General features: G+C 57.0%; 13 protein-coding genes. 1 reads left to right on the top strand and 12 read right to left on the bottom strand.

Annotated elements, in window-relative coordinates:
- Window positions 1-44: 44 nt before the first annotated feature.
- Window positions 45-1148 carry a glycosyltransferase gene (locus CLU86_RS21180; protein WP_099657832.1) on the bottom strand — a complete coding sequence of 368 codons (1104 nt, stop codon included), beginning with the start codon at window positions 1146-1148 and terminating at the stop codon, window positions 45-47.
- A gap of 875 nt (window positions 1149-2023) precedes the next feature.
- Between CLU86_RS21180 and CLU86_RS21170 the strand changes: the two genes are divergently transcribed.
- Window positions 2024-5845 carry a methyltransferase domain-containing protein gene (locus CLU86_RS21170; RefSeq protein WP_099743748.1) on the top strand — a complete coding sequence of 1274 codons (3822 nt, stop codon included), beginning with the start codon at window positions 2024-2026 and terminating at the stop codon, window positions 5843-5845.
- 310 nt (window positions 5846-6155) lie between these two features.
- Here the strand turns inward: CLU86_RS21170 and CLU86_RS21165 are convergent, their stop codons facing one another.
- The 11 genes from CLU86_RS21165 to CLU86_RS21115 form a co-directional block, all read right to left on the bottom strand.
- A complete protein-coding gene (locus CLU86_RS21165; RefSeq protein WP_099657830.1) occupies window positions 6156-7016 on the bottom strand; it encodes a cyclopropane-fatty-acyl-phospholipid synthase family protein in 861 nt (286 codons plus the stop codon).
- Window positions 7017-7072: 56 nt separating this feature from the next.
- Window positions 7073-8014: a bifunctional 2-polyprenyl-6-hydroxyphenol methylase/3-demethylubiquinol 3-O-methyltransferase UbiG gene (locus tag CLU86_RS21160; RefSeq protein WP_233195153.1), complete on the bottom strand. Its 942-nt coding sequence runs from the start codon at window positions 8012-8014 to the stop codon at window positions 7073-7075.
- A 53-nt stretch (window positions 8015-8067) separates the two neighbouring features.
- On the bottom strand, window positions 8068-9411 hold the full coding sequence (locus tag CLU86_RS21155; RefSeq protein WP_099743010.1) for an ABC transporter ATP-binding protein: 1344 nt from the start codon (window positions 9409-9411) through the stop codon (window positions 8068-8070).
- Entirely contained in the window at window positions 9408-10208 is an 801-nt protein-coding gene (locus CLU86_RS21150; protein WP_099743009.1) for an ABC transporter permease, read from the bottom strand. Before CLU86_RS21150 ends, CLU86_RS21155 begins: the two co-directional genes overlap by 4 nt.
- Window positions 10209-10342: 134 nt before the next feature.
- The gene (locus CLU86_RS21145; RefSeq protein ID WP_099743008.1) at window positions 10343-11257 is read right to left on the bottom strand and encodes a peptidylprolyl isomerase; all 915 of its coding nucleotides are present in this window, start codon (window positions 11255-11257) and stop codon (window positions 10343-10345) included.
- Between the two features lie 88 nt (window positions 11258-11345).
- Entirely contained in the window at window positions 11346-12959 is a 1614-nt protein-coding gene (locus CLU86_RS21140) for a cell surface protein (RefSeq protein ID WP_099743007.1), read from the bottom strand.
- A 187-nt stretch (window positions 12960-13146) separates the two neighbouring features.
- On the bottom strand, window positions 13147-13569 hold the full coding sequence (locus CLU86_RS21135) for a hypothetical protein (RefSeq protein ID WP_099743006.1): 423 nt from the start codon (window positions 13567-13569) through the stop codon (window positions 13147-13149).
- Between the two features lie 158 nt (window positions 13570-13727).
- Entirely contained in the window at window positions 13728-16106 is a 2379-nt protein-coding gene (gspD, locus tag CLU86_RS21130; RefSeq protein WP_099743005.1) for a type II secretion system secretin GspD, read from the bottom strand.
- Between the two features lie 32 nt (window positions 16107-16138).
- Window positions 16139-16762, bottom strand: a complete 624-nt coding sequence (locus CLU86_RS21125) for a hypothetical protein (RefSeq protein WP_233195152.1) — start codon at window positions 16760-16762, stop codon at window positions 16139-16141.
- Window positions 16763-16785: 23 nt separating this feature from the next.
- Window positions 16786-17346 (bottom strand): type II secretion system protein GspM, encoded by a 561-nt coding sequence (gene gspM, locus CLU86_RS21120; RefSeq protein WP_099657824.1) that lies wholly within the window; start codon window positions 17344-17346, stop codon window positions 16786-16788.
- The gene (locus CLU86_RS21115) at window positions 17343-18698 is read right to left on the bottom strand and encodes a PilN domain-containing protein (RefSeq protein ID WP_099743003.1); all 1356 of its coding nucleotides are present in this window, start codon (window positions 18696-18698) and stop codon (window positions 17343-17345) included. Before CLU86_RS21115 ends, gspM begins: the two co-directional genes overlap by 4 nt.
- Window position 18699 lies beyond the last annotated feature (1 nt).

Here is an 18699-nt window from a genome sequence, read left to right as displayed (position 1 = left end):
AGACCCCGTCCTGGTTTATGGTGGCAATGCCGCCACCCACGCCCTCAATGGCGCAACCAGGACGGCACTTTGAACCGAACAATGGCCAAGTAAGCCGACACATAGCTGATCACAAACAGGCAGCAAAAGCCCATCAGCAGCCATGTGTTGTTCCAAAACAGCACCGCCGGCACGACGGTGAGCAAGGTAAAGCCCCAGAGGTACGGCGAAGTGCGGTTGTTGCGCATCAGCACCCGGCGGGATTCATCGTCATGGAAAACCCCCCGCACGATGCGGCGATAAATCAGCTGGTGAAAATGCAGCGCATCCGCCACGCCCGGTGAGATGCCCCGAACCGCCTTGCGGTAGATCGAAAAAATGGTTTCCCACACCGGGTAAATCAACAGCAGCATCGGAAACCAGGGCGACACGTCGGCATTGCGCTGCACCAACGAGATGCTGGCCAAAGCGATCACCACCCCCCAAATGTACGCCCCCCCATCCCCGGCAAACAACATGCCGCGCGGATAGTTCCAGATCAAAAACCCCCCGGTAGCCGCTGCCGTAGTCACCAACAGCGCCGCCAGCGCCCGGTCCCCCACCTGCAAAGCCACATGGGCCAGCGCCAGGCAGACGATCAAGGCCACCATGCCCGCCAGGCCGTTGTAGCCGTCGATGATGTTGAAAGCATGCGGCAACCCCGCCACGGCAAGCAAAACAATGCCCACGCCAATCCACGGGGCAAATGCCAACAAGGCATCCAGCCAGGGCAGTCCCAGACGAGGCAGTGTCAACCCTAGCCCCCAAACTGCAACCGAGCCAGAGAGCCCCGTCAAAAACAACCGGTAGCTGACGCGAAGACGCTGGGTCATGTCCTCCGCAATGCCCCCCAGTGCCGCGGGCAACAACACTGCCAGCCACCACAGCACCAGACCAGACCCCAGACGCAACGACCCTGGATCACCCCATACGGACTGCGCCACCCCCAAAAGCCAACTGCCCCCCACCCCCAGCAAAACCGCCAGCCCGCCCAGGCGCGGCACATGCCCCAGATGAAACCGCTGAGGCATGCCTTCGCCATAATGCTCAGCGTGGTCGTGCGCCCAGCGCACCACCCCGGCAGCAACGATGGCGGAGATCAAAAAACCGAAAAAGGACAGCCAAATCATGGGGGGCTGATCCTACCCCCGCTTGTTACATCTGACTGTAACAATTGGCGCGCCTGCCAAAAAGTGGGGGAGCACCAGAGCCTCAAAAGGCTTCGAATATGCCACGAGAGATGCCTCAAGCTTCGCCCACTAGCCCGCTGACCGACATGCTCTACCTTGGCCTGTGCACAAACCAAAGTCTTGCCCGAAAGGCGCAAGCGAAGGCTCAAATCAACATCCTCGCAATACATGAAATACGACTCATCAAAGCCACCCAACGTCTGCCAAGTGTGTTGAGGCAGCACCAGACATGCAGCATTAACCCAGTCCACACGGGTCTCCACTCGGCCCCAAGCCCTACGGAGTAATAAAGACCAAGGAGTGGGCAATTGCCTCTCCCCCGCCTGTAAACGCCCAAGTCCATCCACCTGTTGGGGATAGACACAACCAACACCCAGTTCTCCGGCCAGGGCGACCATTTCCACGAAGGGATCTTGCCCACGCAGACCAACATCAGGATTCAAAACCCCGACAAATCGTTCAGAAGCCCCCTCAAGGGCACGATTGTGGTTGGCACCAAAGCCCAGTGGATGTTGGTTCATGCGGACATCCAACTGAAAAGGCCAGCCCCCCGCTGGCGGAATGGGCGGCGGCTCAGGCACATTCAGAGTGAGTACGACCCGCGTAACAGACATTGCGCACAAGTGCGCCAAATCCTGCAGCAACGCCTGCACCAGCTCCCGATGTCCGTGGCTTACCAGAGATAGCACCAGCCCTGTAGATGCCCATGTTTCATGCGCCATAAGTCCGTCATTGTTACAGCTTTGCGCAATGAGACTCCAATCATCGAACGCATCCCGCCCCGGCAGCACAGACACGACGGCGATAATCAAAGAATGACGCATTCAATTGAGGACTTGCACGTTTATCTTCGCAGCATCAAGGCAGATGAACGCACATCGCTATCGGTACTGGCCAGTCTGGTGCATCCGGAAGCCGTGGTACTGGATCTAGGTTGTGGCAGTGGTGCCCTCGGGCAGTATTTGAAAGAGCACCGCAGCTGCACCATGGACGGACTCACGCTGAGTGAGGCCGAAGCAGAGCATGCCCGCCCTCACTACCGCAGGGTCGAGGTCAGCGATTTGGAGACCTGCGATCTCCTGAAGATGTTTTCTGGTCAACGATACGACTACATCATCTGCGCAGATGTACTGGAGCACTTGCGCAAGCCCGAACGGATTTTGCAAGCCTGCAGGCAACTGCTGAGCACAGGCGGCAAGTTGCTGATCTCCGTGCCTAACGCGGCCTATTGCGGCCTGATCGCAGAACTACTGCAAGGCGAGTTTCGCTATCGCGAAGAGGGTTTGCTGGACAAGACCCATCTGCGATTTTTCACACGGCGATCGCTCACCAGATTCCTGAATGAGCAAAATTGGTCACTTGATGCGTTGGACGTGGTGACTCGCGAACTGCCTGATTCCGAGTTTCAAACTCGATTTGACAATCTGCCACCGGCAGTGGCCAGGCACATGCTGGGAACACCCGATGCACTGACCTACCAGTTCATTGGCGTTGCACGCCCCATAAGCGACACCGGCATCTCGCCTCCCAGCGAAACACCGTTGCCTACGGCCAAAGCACTGTTCACAAGCCAGCTTTACCTTGGCACCAATGGTGAATATGCAGAAGACAAGAAACTCACGGCCACTGGCGTCATGGGCGAGGGACGCCAGACACTGCGATTTGAGCTCCCTGCTAGAGATTTGAATGCCCCCCAAATAACACATCTGCGGCTGGACCCAGCAGATCGTCCGGGGTTCGCGCATCTTTACGCGCTGACCTTGCGAGGCGGTCAAAACCAAGTGCTATGGCGCTGGACCCCAACAAATGGTCTACCCACACCCACAGACGTGGAGGCGCATCAACAAATCGTCTGGCAAACACTGCTTCCAGCTGCTAGCGGAGCCGTATTGGTTCTGCTGACGGGTGATGACCCTTGGTTCCAGATATCGATTCCCAGCGAAATACTTGCGACAGCAGCGCAAAATTCACCCCACATAGCGCTTGATGTCGAAATGGGTTGGCCAATGTCTGCGGATTACCTCGCACTTTCAAGCCAGGTGTTGCCACTACAGATTGAAAACAGCGGGTTAAAAAAACTTGCGGATCAAACTCGACAACGCGCTGACGACATTGCGTCCCAGCTTGGGGATACACAGTCCCAACTCAAAAACCTGACGATCGAGCTCCAAAAGAAAGAGGGATCACAGCTTGCGATGCAAAAAGAAAAGCAAGAGCTGGTTGCCCACCGACAAATCCTGATCTATGAGCACCAAAAACTTTCCAAGGAATTTGATGCTTTGGCCTCTTATCTGAAGTCGATAGAGAATTCCACAGTTTTCCGAGCAACGCGTCCATTGGTTAACATCAAAATGAAATTGGATCAATGGTTGGGACGGACACCATCAAAATCCAATCCAGCAACTAGCGAGAGGCCAGCAACCCCTATCGCACAGCCAAATCACCCCGTTGACATTATCGTTCCGGTCTATCGCGGTTTGGCAGACACTCAGCTATGCATCAACACGGTATTGGCCAGCGATAACAAGACGCCATATCGTCTGATCGTGATCAATGATGCAAGCCCCGAAGCAGAGGTGACTGAATGGCTGCGCGCTAAAGCTGACGACGACCATCGGATTGTCCTTCTGGAAAACGAGGCAAATCTGGGATTTGTGGGGACGGTCAATCGAGGAATGGCCTTCAGCAAAGACAATGACGTCCTGCTACTGAACAGTGATACAGAAGTGGCCAATGATTGGCTGGATCGCATTCGCCGAGCCGCGTACAGTGACGCAAGAGTAGGGTCCGTCACGCCCCTGTCGAACAATGCCACGATTTGCAGTTATCCGAATTTCTGCAAAGGCAATGAATTGCCTCATGGCCACACCACTCGCACCTTGGATCTGCTGTGTGCAGCAACCAACCCTGGAGCCGTGGTGGATGTCCCCACAGGGGTAGGGTTTTGTATGTATATACGTCGAGACTGCCTCAGAGGGGTGGGGCTTTTCGACGTTGCCAATTTTGGCAAAGGCTACGGCGAAGAAAATGACTTCTGCCAACGAGCGCACTCCGCCGGCTGGAGAAATCTACATTTGCTGGACACCTTCGTTCTACACACCGGGGGTGTAAGTTTCGGCGCCAGCAAAAGCCCTCGCGAACAAGCCGCAATGGAAATTTTGCGTCGGCTACATCCAAGCTACGAGGCCGACGTCATGGCTTTTGTGCAAGCCGACCCCGCACGCCCCTACCGGACAGCATTGGATTTTGCCCGCATCCAAGCTTCTCAACGCCCAACCGTTTTGGCAATATTGCATGATCGTGCCGGAGGTACTGTCAGGCATGTACGGGAGCTTGCTAAACATCTGCAAGACCAGGTCAATACCCTCACATTGACACCATTGCCCGGGCAAGCAGTGAAGCTTTGCATGGCGGCAGAAGAGGAAGCGATGGCATTGCAGTTTTCGCTGCCGTCTCAATTGGATGAGCTACTTTTAGCCTTGCGAGCCTTGCGTGTTAGCCATGTTCATTACCACCATTTGCTCGGACATCAAGCCATAGTGCGTGATATTCCGGCATTGCTCGGCGTTGCATATGACTTTACGGCACATGATTTTTACAGCTACTGTGCACGCATTTCACTCACAGATAACGGTAATCGCTACGCACCAGAGCCAGCGCCCGGTAAATGCGGGTGCTGCCCAGACCACAGTGCAGCACCCGATGGGGGCACCATGGCCCAATGGCGGGCAGCCAATCAGAGCTTTCTACAGTGCGCTCGGAATGTCATTGCACCCAGCATAGACACGGCGCGAAGAATAGCGGCCTTCGCCCCCGATGCCAACGTGATGGCTATACCACATACAGATCTGAAATCGGCCATTCCACCCGTTTCAGTCAAAGGCATTGCCTCGGGCGAACGCCTCAAAGTAGTGGTACTTGGGGCACTCAGCACGATCAAGGGTGCCGATGTACTAGAAGCCGTAGCCCAACTGGCGGGCAAGCAAAAAGCACCCATCGACTTCCACTTGCTTGGGTATGGGTATCGCCATTTACAGACCCAGCCCAAAGCACACCTCACGGTGCACGGAGGGTATGAAGAGGAAGAGCTTCCGCAGCTTTTGGAGTGGTTGAACGCAGATCTGGTGTGGTTCCCCGCACAGTGGCCAGAAACCTACAGCTACACGCTCAGTGCTGCGCTGCAAGCAGGGCTTGCCATTGTGGCACCCGACATTGGGGCATTTGCCGAGCGGCTGGAAGGCCGTGAATGGAGCTGGGTCGAACACTGGGACCAGACTCCTGCCGATTGGCTGGCGTTTTTCACGCACATCCGGCAAGTGAATTTTGTGCCCCAACACTCACCCAAACCGGTAGAGCACGCAACCGCCGCACGCCATCACACGGCAGATCCTGCAACCACAGCATGGGCATACACCACGGATTACATGCGCAGCATGGCCCCCATCCCGCTGGCGCCTGCCGAAATGTCGCTGGACTTTTTCCGGGCACACATGCCAGCACTAACGCCCGCGCAAGAAACCCGCTCCAAAGCGCTGCAAACCCTCGTGTGGCTGCGTTCTCTGCCCCCTTTGCGCGGCGTGGCCCGGTGCATTCCACGGCACTGGCAAACTCAGGTGAAAAACTGGCTTCGCGCTTAGCATGCTGGCAGCGCCGCCCGGTGGCGCCGCAGCCACTGGCCTACCGCTTTGTAGCTGCTAGCGCTTATTTTATAAGCGCTAGCAGCTATCAATATATGAGCAATTCAGAAACAAACTGCGGTAAATCGCAACACAGACTCGCACCACCACGGCTTCACAGCACCATCGGCATACCTGCGCAGTGCTTTAACCACCTGGTGCTTATGGAATAAGCGCTAGCAGCTATAAATTTAAGAGCATCTAGCCTTTTACGATGTGGTCCGCAGTGTGGACACCATCGCGTGATCGAGCCTGTCGCGACCTCAGGGGCTCAGTCCTTGCGTAGCAGCAGGAAAATCTCGTTGTTCACCAACCAGTCGCGAGGGTACTGCGACAGCAAACCTTCGGGCACCTCAAGGTCCACGGTGCGCCGCTCTTCCCGGGCAACGCTAAAGCCTGCACCCTTGGCGAATTGCACCAATTCGTCCGCTGTCAGCCGGTTCAGCGCCTTGTATTCATTGAAGACAAACCGCTTGTAGCCATCCACACCAAAATCAGCAAAACCAAAATCTACTTCGGCCGGGTCGATCGGCCCCTGGTGGTTTTCGATCACCTTCCACAGCTCATCTTCCGTCGCCAGCAAATGGTGCCAGGGTGTGTCGTCGTAGCGGCGCAAGTGCGAGCCATACGGGGAGAAATACAGCGGCTCGATCTGGATGAAGAAATAGCCTCCCGGACGCAAGCAAGCGTGCAAATCGGCCAGGATGGTTGCCAACTGGTCACGCCGCACATGCTCGAAGGTGGACCAGCTCATGATGCCGTCGTATTGCACGCCAGCCTGGGCCAAAGCATCGCCCGACTGGATAGTCTCAAACGTAAGCGCCACGGGCACACGCTGCATGCCCAATTGCTCACGTGCAATGCGTGGCAGCTTTTGGTACTCGCGCCGCACGTCCACCCCATGAATGGAGGTGGCGCCATAGCGCAGCGCCAGCGACAGATCGGTAATGCCATCACCACAGCCAAAGTTCAAAAACCGCGACTTGGGTATGTCCAGAACGCCGCCCACCCAGTGGTTCACCACATCGGCGGCGTACTCAAAATGGGCTCGAAACCATTCGTCGGTGATTTGCCCAGCATCCCAGGGCGCGACCCCTAGAAGCCGCTCTTGCAGGCGCGCGATCAAACCCATGAATAACCTCCTATGGATGCCGCGCCACCGCAATCCTCAGCGCGCTCCGTGGTGTTTTACTGCTTGCGCAGCACGTAGGCGTCTTGGTGGTTCCAGAAATGCACCAAGGACTTGTGCACCAAACTCCCAGCCCCCACCGTCTCAGCAATGCGCGCCAGCACAAAGGGCTCGGCAGTGAAGGCCGTGCCGTATTCATGGCCGTCGATGGCGTTGGACTCGCTCGAGGGAGCGAAGAAATAGCCTTCCTCATCGAGCGTAACATGGTCAAAGTTTGCCGCCTTGATCCCGTGGGTGGTGAACACCAGCAAACCACCGGGCTCCACCGCATCCCACAACGCCTTGAGCCAGCGCGACCACGTGCTGCGCGGCAGGTGGCTGAACAACGACAGCACAAACACCAGCCCATAGCGCCGGGGCCATTGCACCTGCTCAGGCACACTGGCAGACATGAAGCCTTGCACGCCAAAGGTTTGCTTTGCAAAGCCAACGGCATCGGGCACCACGTCAGACACCGTGACCCGGCTCGGCCCCAGCACCTTCACCAGGTGGCGGGTGAATCGCCCGTGGCCGCTGGCAAACTCCAGCACGCTGGGTGTCTGCAGCAAAGGCTGGCCCACTGCCTCCAGCAGCAGCATCAACTCCGACAACGTGCGCCACCCGTCTGCCAGGTAGTCGCGCAAGGGGTTGGTGCTGGAGGCATGCCCGGCAAAGAAGCCAAAAATATCGTCTTGCGGGGAAATGGTGCAGTCCAACCCCATGATGTTGCGAAACGAGCCTACCAAGTCGTTGGACTCGATCAGCGCATGGGCTTGCAACAGCGTGTCGCGCTCGCTGCGGGCGCGCGCAAGCACCTGGGCGGCACCCGTGCGGTCACCCTGGCCCAGCAAGAACAGCCCCTCTTGCAATAGCTGCTGGCCTGCACTGGGTGGCTGGTCTGGCTTGCAACCCAAAGCGGGAGCATGTGCATTGCCGTCCATTCGGCCTTGTTCATCGTTCATCTTTTTCTCTGCAATGTCTGTCACTGTCTATAGGGCCAAAGTGCCCCAGCCCATCAACTCCAGTGGTGGGGCAAACGCACCAAGCCCGGCAGGGGCTTGGGAAAAATAAACCGAAAGTGCATGAACTGAAACCACTCGTCGTACACCGCCAACCCTGTCTCGTCGAACAAAAACGCGCTGATCACGTAGTCGCCGCTGTGCAGCGGAAGGTCAGGGAACGTAAGCACCGAGCACCATGTCCCATCGGGCTGCTGCACCGGATGTGCGCCATCCTCATGGGTTGCCAGCGAAGTGATGCCCACCCCTTTGGACTGCTCAATCATGAACCCAATGTGCGGGCGCTCTGCACCCCGTCCGCGCGCCTTGATCGTGACCACCAAATCCTGGCCTTGCAGTACAGCAGGCTGCCCATTTTGCGGCTCTGCCAGATTAGAAATATCCACGGACAAAATGCAGGCACCACCGCCACCGCCACCGTCGGCGGCAGCGACGGAGGCGGCAGGGACAACAGGGCCACCAGGCGATGGGGCGGGCTCCGCAACAGCAGACACGGAGGCCTCACATGAACCCGCAGATTCAGAGTCCACAGGCAAAGCGGGGGCTATGGGCTGCGCTGCCTCTGCCAAATCGCCCGCTTCTCGCTGGCGGGTGTACACGTCGTAGGCCGCCAACACCTCTTCGGTGCCGCCGAACTGGGCCACTTGCCCGGCCTTGAGCCACAGGGCCCGGTCACACAAATGCCGGATGTGGTACGGGCTGTGCGAGCAAAACAAAATGGTGCACCCGCTGTTGCGAAAGGCAGTAATACGCTCCACGCACTTCTTCTGGAAGTGCTGATCGCCCACTGCCAATGCCTCGTCAATGATCAGCACATCGGGCTGCACCGCCGTGACCAACGCGAACGCCAAGCGCACCGTCATGCCCGATGAATACGTCTTCACCGGCCTGTCCAGCGCCTCGCCCAGTTCGCAAAATTCGATGATCTCAGGCTCCAGCCGCTCCATCTCTTCACGGCTGATACCAATCAGGCTGCCGCCGAAGTACAGGTTGTCACGCCCACTGAAGTCGGGGTGAAAGCCTGCGCCCAACTCCAAAATGGCGGTAACTCGCCCTACACGCTCAATAGTGCCTTGGCTTGGCTGCATGGTCCCCGCCAACAATTTAAGCAACGAGCTTTTCCCTGCACCATTGTCGCCAATGACTCCAATACATTCGCCGCGTTGAAGTTCGAACGAGACATCTCGTAACGCCCAATGGCTGCGATGCGTTGCCCTGCCAGTCAGTAACGCGCGCAAGCGCGACCGTGGTGAGGGGTATAGCTTGTACTCTTTGCTAACCGATCGAACCCTAAGTACGGGATTCGCGGCGCTGGAATATTGCGGAGCTTGCACTGTCATAACCAGTCTACCAACTGGTCCCTACTGCGGCTTACCAGCACCGACAGCAAAACTGCGGCCAACCCCAGCCAACCCAAAGTTACCAACCATGCGCTCAAAGGGGGCCATACGCCGCGAAGAAGAATCTCTTGGTAGCCCTGCACCAGCGAAGTCATAGGATTGAGCCACAAAACCCACCTCCATTTTTCTGGAAACATGGTAAGTGGAAAAAGGACCGGTGAGAGATAAATTCCAACAGACAATAAGAAGCCAACCAGCTGCACAGTGTCACGCAATGCGGCAGCCAATATGGCCAATATAAAACCCAGCAGCAGACTCAAAAGCACTTGCAAGGCTAAAAATACAGGAAAGGCCAACACTGCAATATTGAAGCGATGTGATGGCGTATACAGAATTGCAACAACGAGCAACAGGGGCACATAAACGACGAGGCTCGCCAAGACCGTCCGGGTAACAAACAGAACAGGCGGTAGCGGATTTTTTTGAAGCAGCCCGCCAGCATCTAGCAAACTGTTCATGCCACGGGATATTGCGTCACAGAACGCCATCCACGGCAGCGCGCCGACGATAAGAAATGCACCGACCGCATGCGTTGGGGCACCATCACCCAGGCGCATAGAGAACACAACGTCAAATACCAAATAATAAGCAGCAACCGTAAGCAAAGGCTGCAGGTAAGGCCATAGCACGCCCAACACGGTACCACTATGACGGGCCGATACCTCTCGACGTGTAAGCCCCCAAACCAGAGTGCGGGAGCGCCACAAGGTTCGAGCTTCATCCATCAAAATCATCATAAGGTCACGCCACTCACAGTAGCAAATATGTATTCCAGCAAAAACACCAAACCCGCCTACCGGGCGGGTTTGGTTTAGCTCATACCAAGCCAATAGGTATTGCTATTTAATTGGCCTAGCGAAAAGCAATTTAATTATTTTTGCGTGGGTGTGTTTGAGTATTCTGCTGCAAATGCAGATACTGCAGGTGCATTGACTTTCGCACCTTGTTGCAATTTTTGCGCTTCAGCTACCCGCGCCTCTTGAACCACAGAGCTTTTGACTTCCTTGATCAACTCATCTCGAACGTCTTCAAATGGTCGAATGCCAGCGGGACGCTTTTCTTCCAGCTGCAGTACGTGGAAGCCAAACTTTGTTTCGACAACACCACTGAGATCGCCTTTTTTCTTCAAAGCAAACGCCGCTGTTTCAAACTCGGGCAGCATTCTGCCTTTTGCAAAGAAGCCCAAATCGCCTCCCTTGGCAGCACTGCCTGGGTCTGCAGAGACTTCTTTGGCCAGGGCCGCAAACTCAGCACCCGATGCTAATTTTTTGACGATCTCGTCAATTTTCTCGCGGGCATTGGGAGTTGTGGGACTGATCAGAATGTGACGGACCCGAATCTGCTCGTCTACCTTGAAGCGATCTGACTTCGCTTTGTAAACGGTTTGTGCCATTTTTTCGGCAGCCTCATCGGTAGGAGCTGCCGCTTTGTCCAATTTTTCCAAGTACGCATCAGACAGTACTTTGTCTCGGGCAATGCGCAGTGCCGCAACTACAGCGGGATCTTTTTCAAGGCCATCACTCTCTGCACGCAACGCCATGGCTCTGCGTGCGTACAAGTTGGATGCGATCTGCGTCACTGTCTGCGGCTTACCCAACACTTGCGGCCGCATCTCAGCAGGCATACGCAACGCATCGGCATGCATGTCTTGCACCGTAATTTTTATTTTTTCACCTTCGACCAAGGCATCATCAGCAGCCCAAACGGGAGCACACAACACGGCCGCAGCAACCAATACAGCACGTGACAAGAAGGGTGAATTCAAGCTTTTCAGTGTTTGAGACATCGACAGTACGTTCCAAGCAGTTAAAAAAAAAGGCGGGGGAAGCCCCCCGCCTTTTCAGATCACATTGCTGTGATTAAGTGCCCACGAATTAACGTGTGAAGCGGTGATCCCAAGTGATACCGTAGGTGCCAGATGTGTTGGCAGTTGCGCTTGGGTTAGACAGCTTGATGAACGAAGAACCCAAGATTGGCAGACCCTTGCCGCTGTTGTTGGTGGACAGAACAGCCCAGCCGTTGGTGTACACGCCGGACACGTTTTGACGTGCAACAGCACCACCCAACACCGACACGCCGGAGTCAGCGAAGCTCAGAACGCTGGTTTCGCCGCAGAAGCGAGTAGCAGACACTGTACCTGGAGAGAACACGGCACCGCTGGTCTTGGTGGTTTCTTCACGGTCATAGAATGTCTGAGCATCAGCGTTCACGCAGATAGCACCATTGGTTGCCAGAGCAGTCGTGTTGGCTGCAGTGAACATTTCGTCGCCGAAACCAACAGCTGCCAAGTCCGAGAACAGGCGGTAGTCGCTAGCAGCAGTGCTGAAAGCACCGTTGCTGGTAGCTGCGTAGTTCGCAGCCACGTTGTAGCGACGTGTAGGCATAGAGAACACCCAGTCTGTCTTAGCAGAGATGGATGCATCGTTAGCGTACTGGTTGGTGATGGAAGTCACCTTGATCGCGTTCGTCAGGTTGGTAGCTTGTGCCAGAGGGCGCAGAGCTGGGGTAGCGCTCAGGCCAGCCAGAACCGTGTAAGGTGTGGACAGGTCAGGCAGGTCATAGTTCGCAGCAGCAATCTTGGCACCGCTCACAGTAACGCCAGCAGCGTCCTTGGAGTCAGTACGGAACAGAGGGTCTGCCGAGAAGTTGATGGGGCTGCCATTGGCGTTAGCATTTTGTGGGAAGTGCACAAAGTTGCCACGACCAGCAACACCAGCAGGTGTCAGAGCTGTAATAGCAGTAGCACCACCGGAGAACGTTGTCGTTTGAGCAACGTTGATGATGTACCAGTCACCGTACAGACCTGTTGTAGGTGTGTTGAAACCAGCAGCTGCTGCAGAAGCTTCGGTTGTGTGGTTCACCAGGGTTGCGTTCAACACGGAACCTGTGCAAGGTGCCACGCCGTTCACGTGCTTGATAGCAGTGTACAGGGAGCTCGTTGCAGGGTTAGCTGGAATGTCAGCCATGTTGAAAATTTCAACGTAGCCTTCACGTGTGTTGTTAGCCTTGTCAGCAGCAGTCAGAACAGAGTTCAGACGGTCTTGAACGAACGACTGAGCAACGCCCTTAGCCAGAGTAGGCAATGTGCAAGTGCCGTCGCCGGTCACCAGGGTGGCCACGCCATCGGCACCAGCCGACACAGCAGCAGTCCACACGTCGCCAGGCGACATGAAGACTTGGAAGTCAAGAACGTCGTCAGAGTTCAGGGCGCCGCGGAAGCGAACCTTAACAGCCTTACCGTTCAGGGTGTCGGTGTTCACAACGTGCAGAACGGTCATGTTGCCGTTTTGAGCGTTGAAATAAGGAACGATCAGCGAGTGACCGATACCGCCTTGCGACACTTGCAGCGAAGTGGCGTCAGTCGTGGTCATCAACGTTGAGCCGTTGAACACGCCAGAGCCAGGAACCACATCAGCAGAGGCGACGCCGGCAAAGCCCAGGCCACCAATCATGGCAGCAATGCTCAGGGCCAGAACATTTTTTCTCATATCAAGAACTCCAGTTAAAAAGTTGGTAAGCGCAACTACCACGATTGATTACGCTAAGGTATGGTAGCACAGCGCGCGAGAGGCATGTCCAGCACAAGGCATCCAAAAAACCCCTCTTGTTGAAGAAATGCAACACTAGTTGATGCGCAGCAGTTGCCTTGCTCGACTAGCGTACGGACCAGCACTCTCAAAGGTCTTGATAGTGCCACCACTGGCCGTCTTCCAGCAGCCATGTCTCGTTCATGTAGGTTTCCACCTTGTCGAGCTTGAGCATGAGGATAGCGGGTTTCACACCCAATTTCATCTGCACCTCGCATTTTTCTGGCTCACACACGACTTTTGACACAGATGCATCCACCACAGATACACCAGCACCAAACTGCAGCTTGTACTGCTCAGCCGTGCGCACCTTGCGGTAGCCCGGCGTAGAAAACTGGTACGCGACCTCGTACTTCGCACCCATTCGCGCCTTCCAATAGTCCGTAGCGCGCTTTTCTACGACCTGCTCTGGCGTCTGCGTGCCAATAGATGCGCAGCCAGCCAGCCCAACAACCCCAGCGGCCAAGGCAAGAAGTGCGAGGCGACGATAGTGAGGGTACTTACTACTCATAAGATAAAAGCTCCACGTTGATCAAATTGATTAAAGTTCGCACAGGCCCAGTGCGAGAGACGAGCACAGAGGTGTCATACAAAGGAGCGGCAACCCCATTCCAGGCGACGCCAAGAGCCCGCAGCCACTGCGCCAGCGGGTTGCCCTTTTTTGCACAATTAGTTTGCAGTTGCAGGAACAAAAGGCTCCGCAGCTTGAGGCCGGTTTGCCTCTTTGTTGCTGGAAATGTCTTTGAGCCCTCGCAAGCGCTCCCGCAAGTCTTCACTGACCTCACGAATGTCCACATCCGAGCGAACCACGCGAGGGGTGATGATGACCAGCAATTCCGTGCGCACGCCAGTTGACACCTTCTCCGTGAACAGGTTCCCTACCAACGGAATGTCTTGCAGCAGCGGAACACCGCTTTTCTTGTTGGTTTGGTTGTTCTTGATAAGGCCACCCAACACAATCGACTCGCCGGAGCGTACGGCCACCTTGCTGGATATCTGCCGCTGCAAAAATGGCCGCTCGCCGCCGCCTGCAGTGGTTTTAGTGTCCGGTGAGCCGGCATCCGTTACTGTTTGGTCAATCTGCATGGCCACAATATTGCCTGCCGTTACCGATGGCGTGACGGACAAATTGACGCCCGTATCCTTGTACTGGATCGTGGTGGTTGTGGTGGTGCTACCGGTGGTCGGCGTAGCAGTGGAGCTGGTTGCCACCGGGATTTGGTCACCGACCGTAATGGTTGCAGTGTGGTTGTCCAGCACCATCAATGAGGGGTTTGACAACATCTTGACGAGCGACTTCTCAGCCAACGCGGACAATGTGGCCTTCGTCACGCCTGCGGCATTCTTCAATGTGTAGGTAAACCCTTGCGCGAGAGCCGGGATGGAGCCGACCGTGCCGCTGCCACTGTATCCCGACTGAGCGTCACCGCTGAATGCCCACTTCAACCCGTACTGCAGGTCGTCATTGAGTGTGACCTCAATAATGCTGGCGTCTATCAGGACCTGCGTCAGTGGCAAATCGAGCCGCTTGAGTGCAGCTTCGATTTTATTGAACTCGGCGCGCGTGCCCCATATTAGAACGGAGTTATTGAGTTCGTCCGCCACAACACGAATCGTGCCAAGCGTGGCCGACACTGAAGCTTGCCCGGAGGCCCCTTGGGTATTGCGAGTGTTCGAACTGTTCAAGCCGACGGAGCCTGAATTGCCCGATCCAAGCCGAGTGCTGCTGGCGCTTCCAGCGGCGCTCCCGAAGGTATTGCCGCCGAATGCATTGCTCACCCCACTCTGTCCGAACGTATTGGACGCAGTGGCTCCCAAGCCCGGAGCAACGCCACTATTGGCAGAGCCTGCACCAGAGCCGGAGCCACCAAACAAACCGGCCAGCACACCCGCCAGATGACGCGCATTTCCGTTTTGCACTTGATAGATATACAACTGGGGTTCGGACCCACCGTCACTGGGCTTATCCAATTTGTCAATCCAGCGCTTGGCCTCTTCAAGATAAGACGCACGCGGCGTCACGACGAGGATGCTGTTGATCCGCTCAATGGGCATGATGCGCAACGCACCAAATAGCGGGTTACCCTCCCCCAACGCAGCCGTACCTCCACCTGCGGCAGAGAGAGCGCCACCAGCGGCAGATACCCCAGTGGCTGTGGCTGGTGCAGAAGCAACTCCACCACCGCTTACCAAGCGCAAGGCCGCCTCAACCTCCTTGACGGATGCGTACTTCAGGGGAAACACCCCGACCGACATGCCCTTTAGCAGATCCACATCGAAGGTATTAACCAGTTCCATCCAGCCTTCCGCCTGAGTACGCGTCCCCATCATCACGAGGAGATTGCGCACGGAATCCACCCGCACCAAGGCATCCGCAGACACCATGGGGCGCAAGATGGAGGCCATTTCCGCGGCACCGATGTACTGCAACGGAATAATGACGGCGCCATAGCCAGGCGCAATCACAGGACTGCTGCCTCCCATCTGCCTCACAGAACCCGATATTCCTTTGAGCGCATCGGCTCGGCCCGCATGAAAGGTTCCACGCGCATCACGCACCAGTGCCAAGCCATTGGCCTGGAGCGCACTCTCCAGCAAAAACACCGCTTGGTCTGGGGCGATGGGGTTGCGTGTTGCCAAAGTCACCGTGCCTTGCAGCGGTGGGTGCATCACATAGTCCACCCCCAGAATGTCACCCAACACAGTGCGGATGACCTCAGCGACTGGAGCCTCCTCAAAACGAAAGGAGACGGGTGCGCCACTCACCGCAGCGACGGCTTTGGGAGCGGCAATGACTTGGCCGCTCCCTCTGATGATGCGTGGCTCCGCCTCTGGAAGGGACTCAGGAGCAGGCTTTCCATCTACCGCGGCCTTTTCCCCAGCAACGCGCGGCTTTTCGGGCGGCGTTTGCGATGTCGGCTGGGGGGCAGAGGAAGACTGCGGTACAGGCTGAGCACTGACCGCAGGGGTAGTGGGCACGGGCTGCGCCTGAGCCAATTGACAGGCTGCAATGACAGAAGCGGCAAGTACGTAGCGTGAAGAGTTCATCGTAAAAAACGGGTTGAATGTGGGCGACGCACTCAGCGCGACCCACCAAAAACGGCACGAGAACGATTCTCGGGAGCGGCATTGGAGCCCGCTGCCGGTGGCGGTGCAGGTGGCTGCTGTGCCGCCGCATCTCGCCCTGCGCCCTCTCTGGGTGGAACAGCAGCTGGCCGCGCTTGCGGCAACCCCGAGTAGGTGGCAAGGGCTGCTCGCTGCAACGGAACTACACGGGTCTGGCCACTCTTTTCAAAAGAGGCCTGTGCACCACTGACGGACTGCAGCTTCCAGCCATCCAAATAACCATTGAGTGCAACCCTGCGATCTTTGCCTTCATAGAAGATGATGATGCCGCCCCCCGCCTGCCCCTCATACACACCAGTGAGCTTTGCCTGAGCAAACCAGTTGACGGGCTCGGGGGACTCCACTTTGGGCGGAGGTGGAGGCGGGGGAGGCCGCCGGGTCACAGAAAAAAGCGGCCGCTCAAGCATACGCAAGAACTGGCTGGTGTCACTCTGGCCGGGTCCCGGCAAAGACGGAAGCAGCGCATGCAGGTCTACTTTGACAGACGAAGGGGATTGCCACTGCATGTTGCGCAGCTCTCCCCCAGGCGTGATCCAAATCCAGCAGATAGCGCCCAGCAGCGACAGGTTCAGCACCACAAGCAGTGCAAGTGCGTTACGCCTCATTTTTGCCCCCGCAAAATACTGAAACTGAACTGCACAGCCAAACGCGGCGATACACCGGCAGGAAGGGTTTGCAGCCCCCCTATCGGCTGAACCTCCATGTCCTGGATCAGAATGAGGGGCAACTGAGTGGAGAGCACCGCCAAGGCGCTTTCAAGGGCCAACAGCTCACCTTCTGCACGAAAAGACAGAGGAATGCGCTCAAAACCTTTCTCAGGCTTGGGTGGCAAGACTTGGCTGCTGCTGATCTGCAGACCTGCGGCGGTAAGGATCTCGCGGATGCGCTGCTGCGCAGCATTTCCAGCCTGCGCCGCATCCTGAGAAGCTGGGTACACGTACTGATCGCCCGCCTTGCGGACATGCTCCAGCAAAAGAGCAATATCGGACTCTTGGGCAGCAAGCCCCTTCAGACGCGCGTAACGTGGCTCCAATTGCTCCAAACGGGCACTGGCGCCTTGGTGCTTTTCATAGACATAGAGCCCAAGCGCCACCAGCGGCGCCAAAACGAGCAGCAGACTGACCAATAAGGCGAGCTGGCGGCGGTTTTTCTGCATGTTCATGGCTGCCCCCCTTTGCGTGCGGGGGCCGTCGCAGGAGACGAGGCCGCCGGTGTCGGCGCAGCGACTGTAGCCCGACCGCCAAACGTAGCACCCCCACCAAAAGTGGCCCCTCCACTCGCCCCCGTTGAGCCACTAGGCACAGGTACAGGCGGCTGTACACCGGCTGCAGCCTGAGGATTGCTGGCAGCAAGCGATGCAGCCGACGCAGGTTGCACAGGAGCAGAGGCAGCCTCCACAGGCGCCGACGCACTGGTATCTGGCGATGGCGCCATTGCGCTACCCAATCCCGCAGGTGCTGCCAAGGGCACCGTCTTGATACCGAACACCTCCGGATCCAGCACCAACTCCACGGAAAACACCTCTTTCCCGGTGATTCCAAAACGGGTTGCCGCCGTGGGCGCGTGCACCTCTTTAAAGCCCGGCACTTCTCCCAGCAGCTGCATCAGAGCAGAAGCATTGCCCGTCTGCCCACCAAAAGAAAGCTTATTTCCTTGGAGCTTGAAACTTTGTAGCGCCACATCGTCGGGCAGCACTTGCGTCAGCTTGTCAAGCACCAACAAAGGCTCGATGCGTCCATTGGTCAACTCTGCCAGCGCACCCAATGAATCGACCGAAGCCATGAGCTGCTCTCGCTGCCGAACGGCCGAGGCCGACTTCGCAGCGATATCTTCATAGGCAGCAGCAGCGTCCATCGCACGCGCGCGCAACTGAATGGAGGGCGTGACTGCAATCACCGCGGCCCCTAGCGCCAGTCCGGCCAGCAGCATGAAGCCCCAGCGTCGGCGGCGCGCGCAAAAGGCTTCGCGGGCAGTCTCGCCGTAACCAGAAAGTATTGCCGGCGCCCCGGCGCCACCCAGCACCCAGACTTCGGGCGCAGCCTTGGCCAACGCTGCCGAAACACCCGCAGGCAGGGCAGCCAGATACTCTGCGACCTGCTTACGCGAGGCGATGACGAGCTCCAACAGCCCCCCTCCTGAAAGACCTCGGCCCTGACTGCTGTATCCCCAAACCAAATCAGCAGGATCAAATGGACTGGCACTGCGCGCCTCAAGGGTCATGGCGGCTATCGCGTCTTCATGCGCCATAGCAGGCAGCCGCAAGGATCTGCGAAGAACATACTCGTCAGGCAACTCCACCGCCGAGAATTGCGGAGCAATTCGGGCGCTGGTTTTTTGCCCCCCCTCCCAGATCGACTGCTGACCGTCGGCCTGGTGCAAAAGCACTGCAGGTTGAGGGGTGAGCCACGCAAACACTGGCCATTGGTGGACATTGCGCCAAGGCTCGCGCATGTCACGCCACAGCAAGGCAAGATCAACGCCCAAAAACCGGGCATCAGAGGATATGAGAGACATG

Source organism: Acidovorax sp. 62, assembly GCF_002754495.1.
In the GTDB taxonomy this organism is placed as follows: Bacteria; Pseudomonadota; Gammaproteobacteria; order Burkholderiales; family Burkholderiaceae_C; genus Acidovorax.
This window is presented reverse-complemented; position numbering and strand designations above follow the sequence as displayed.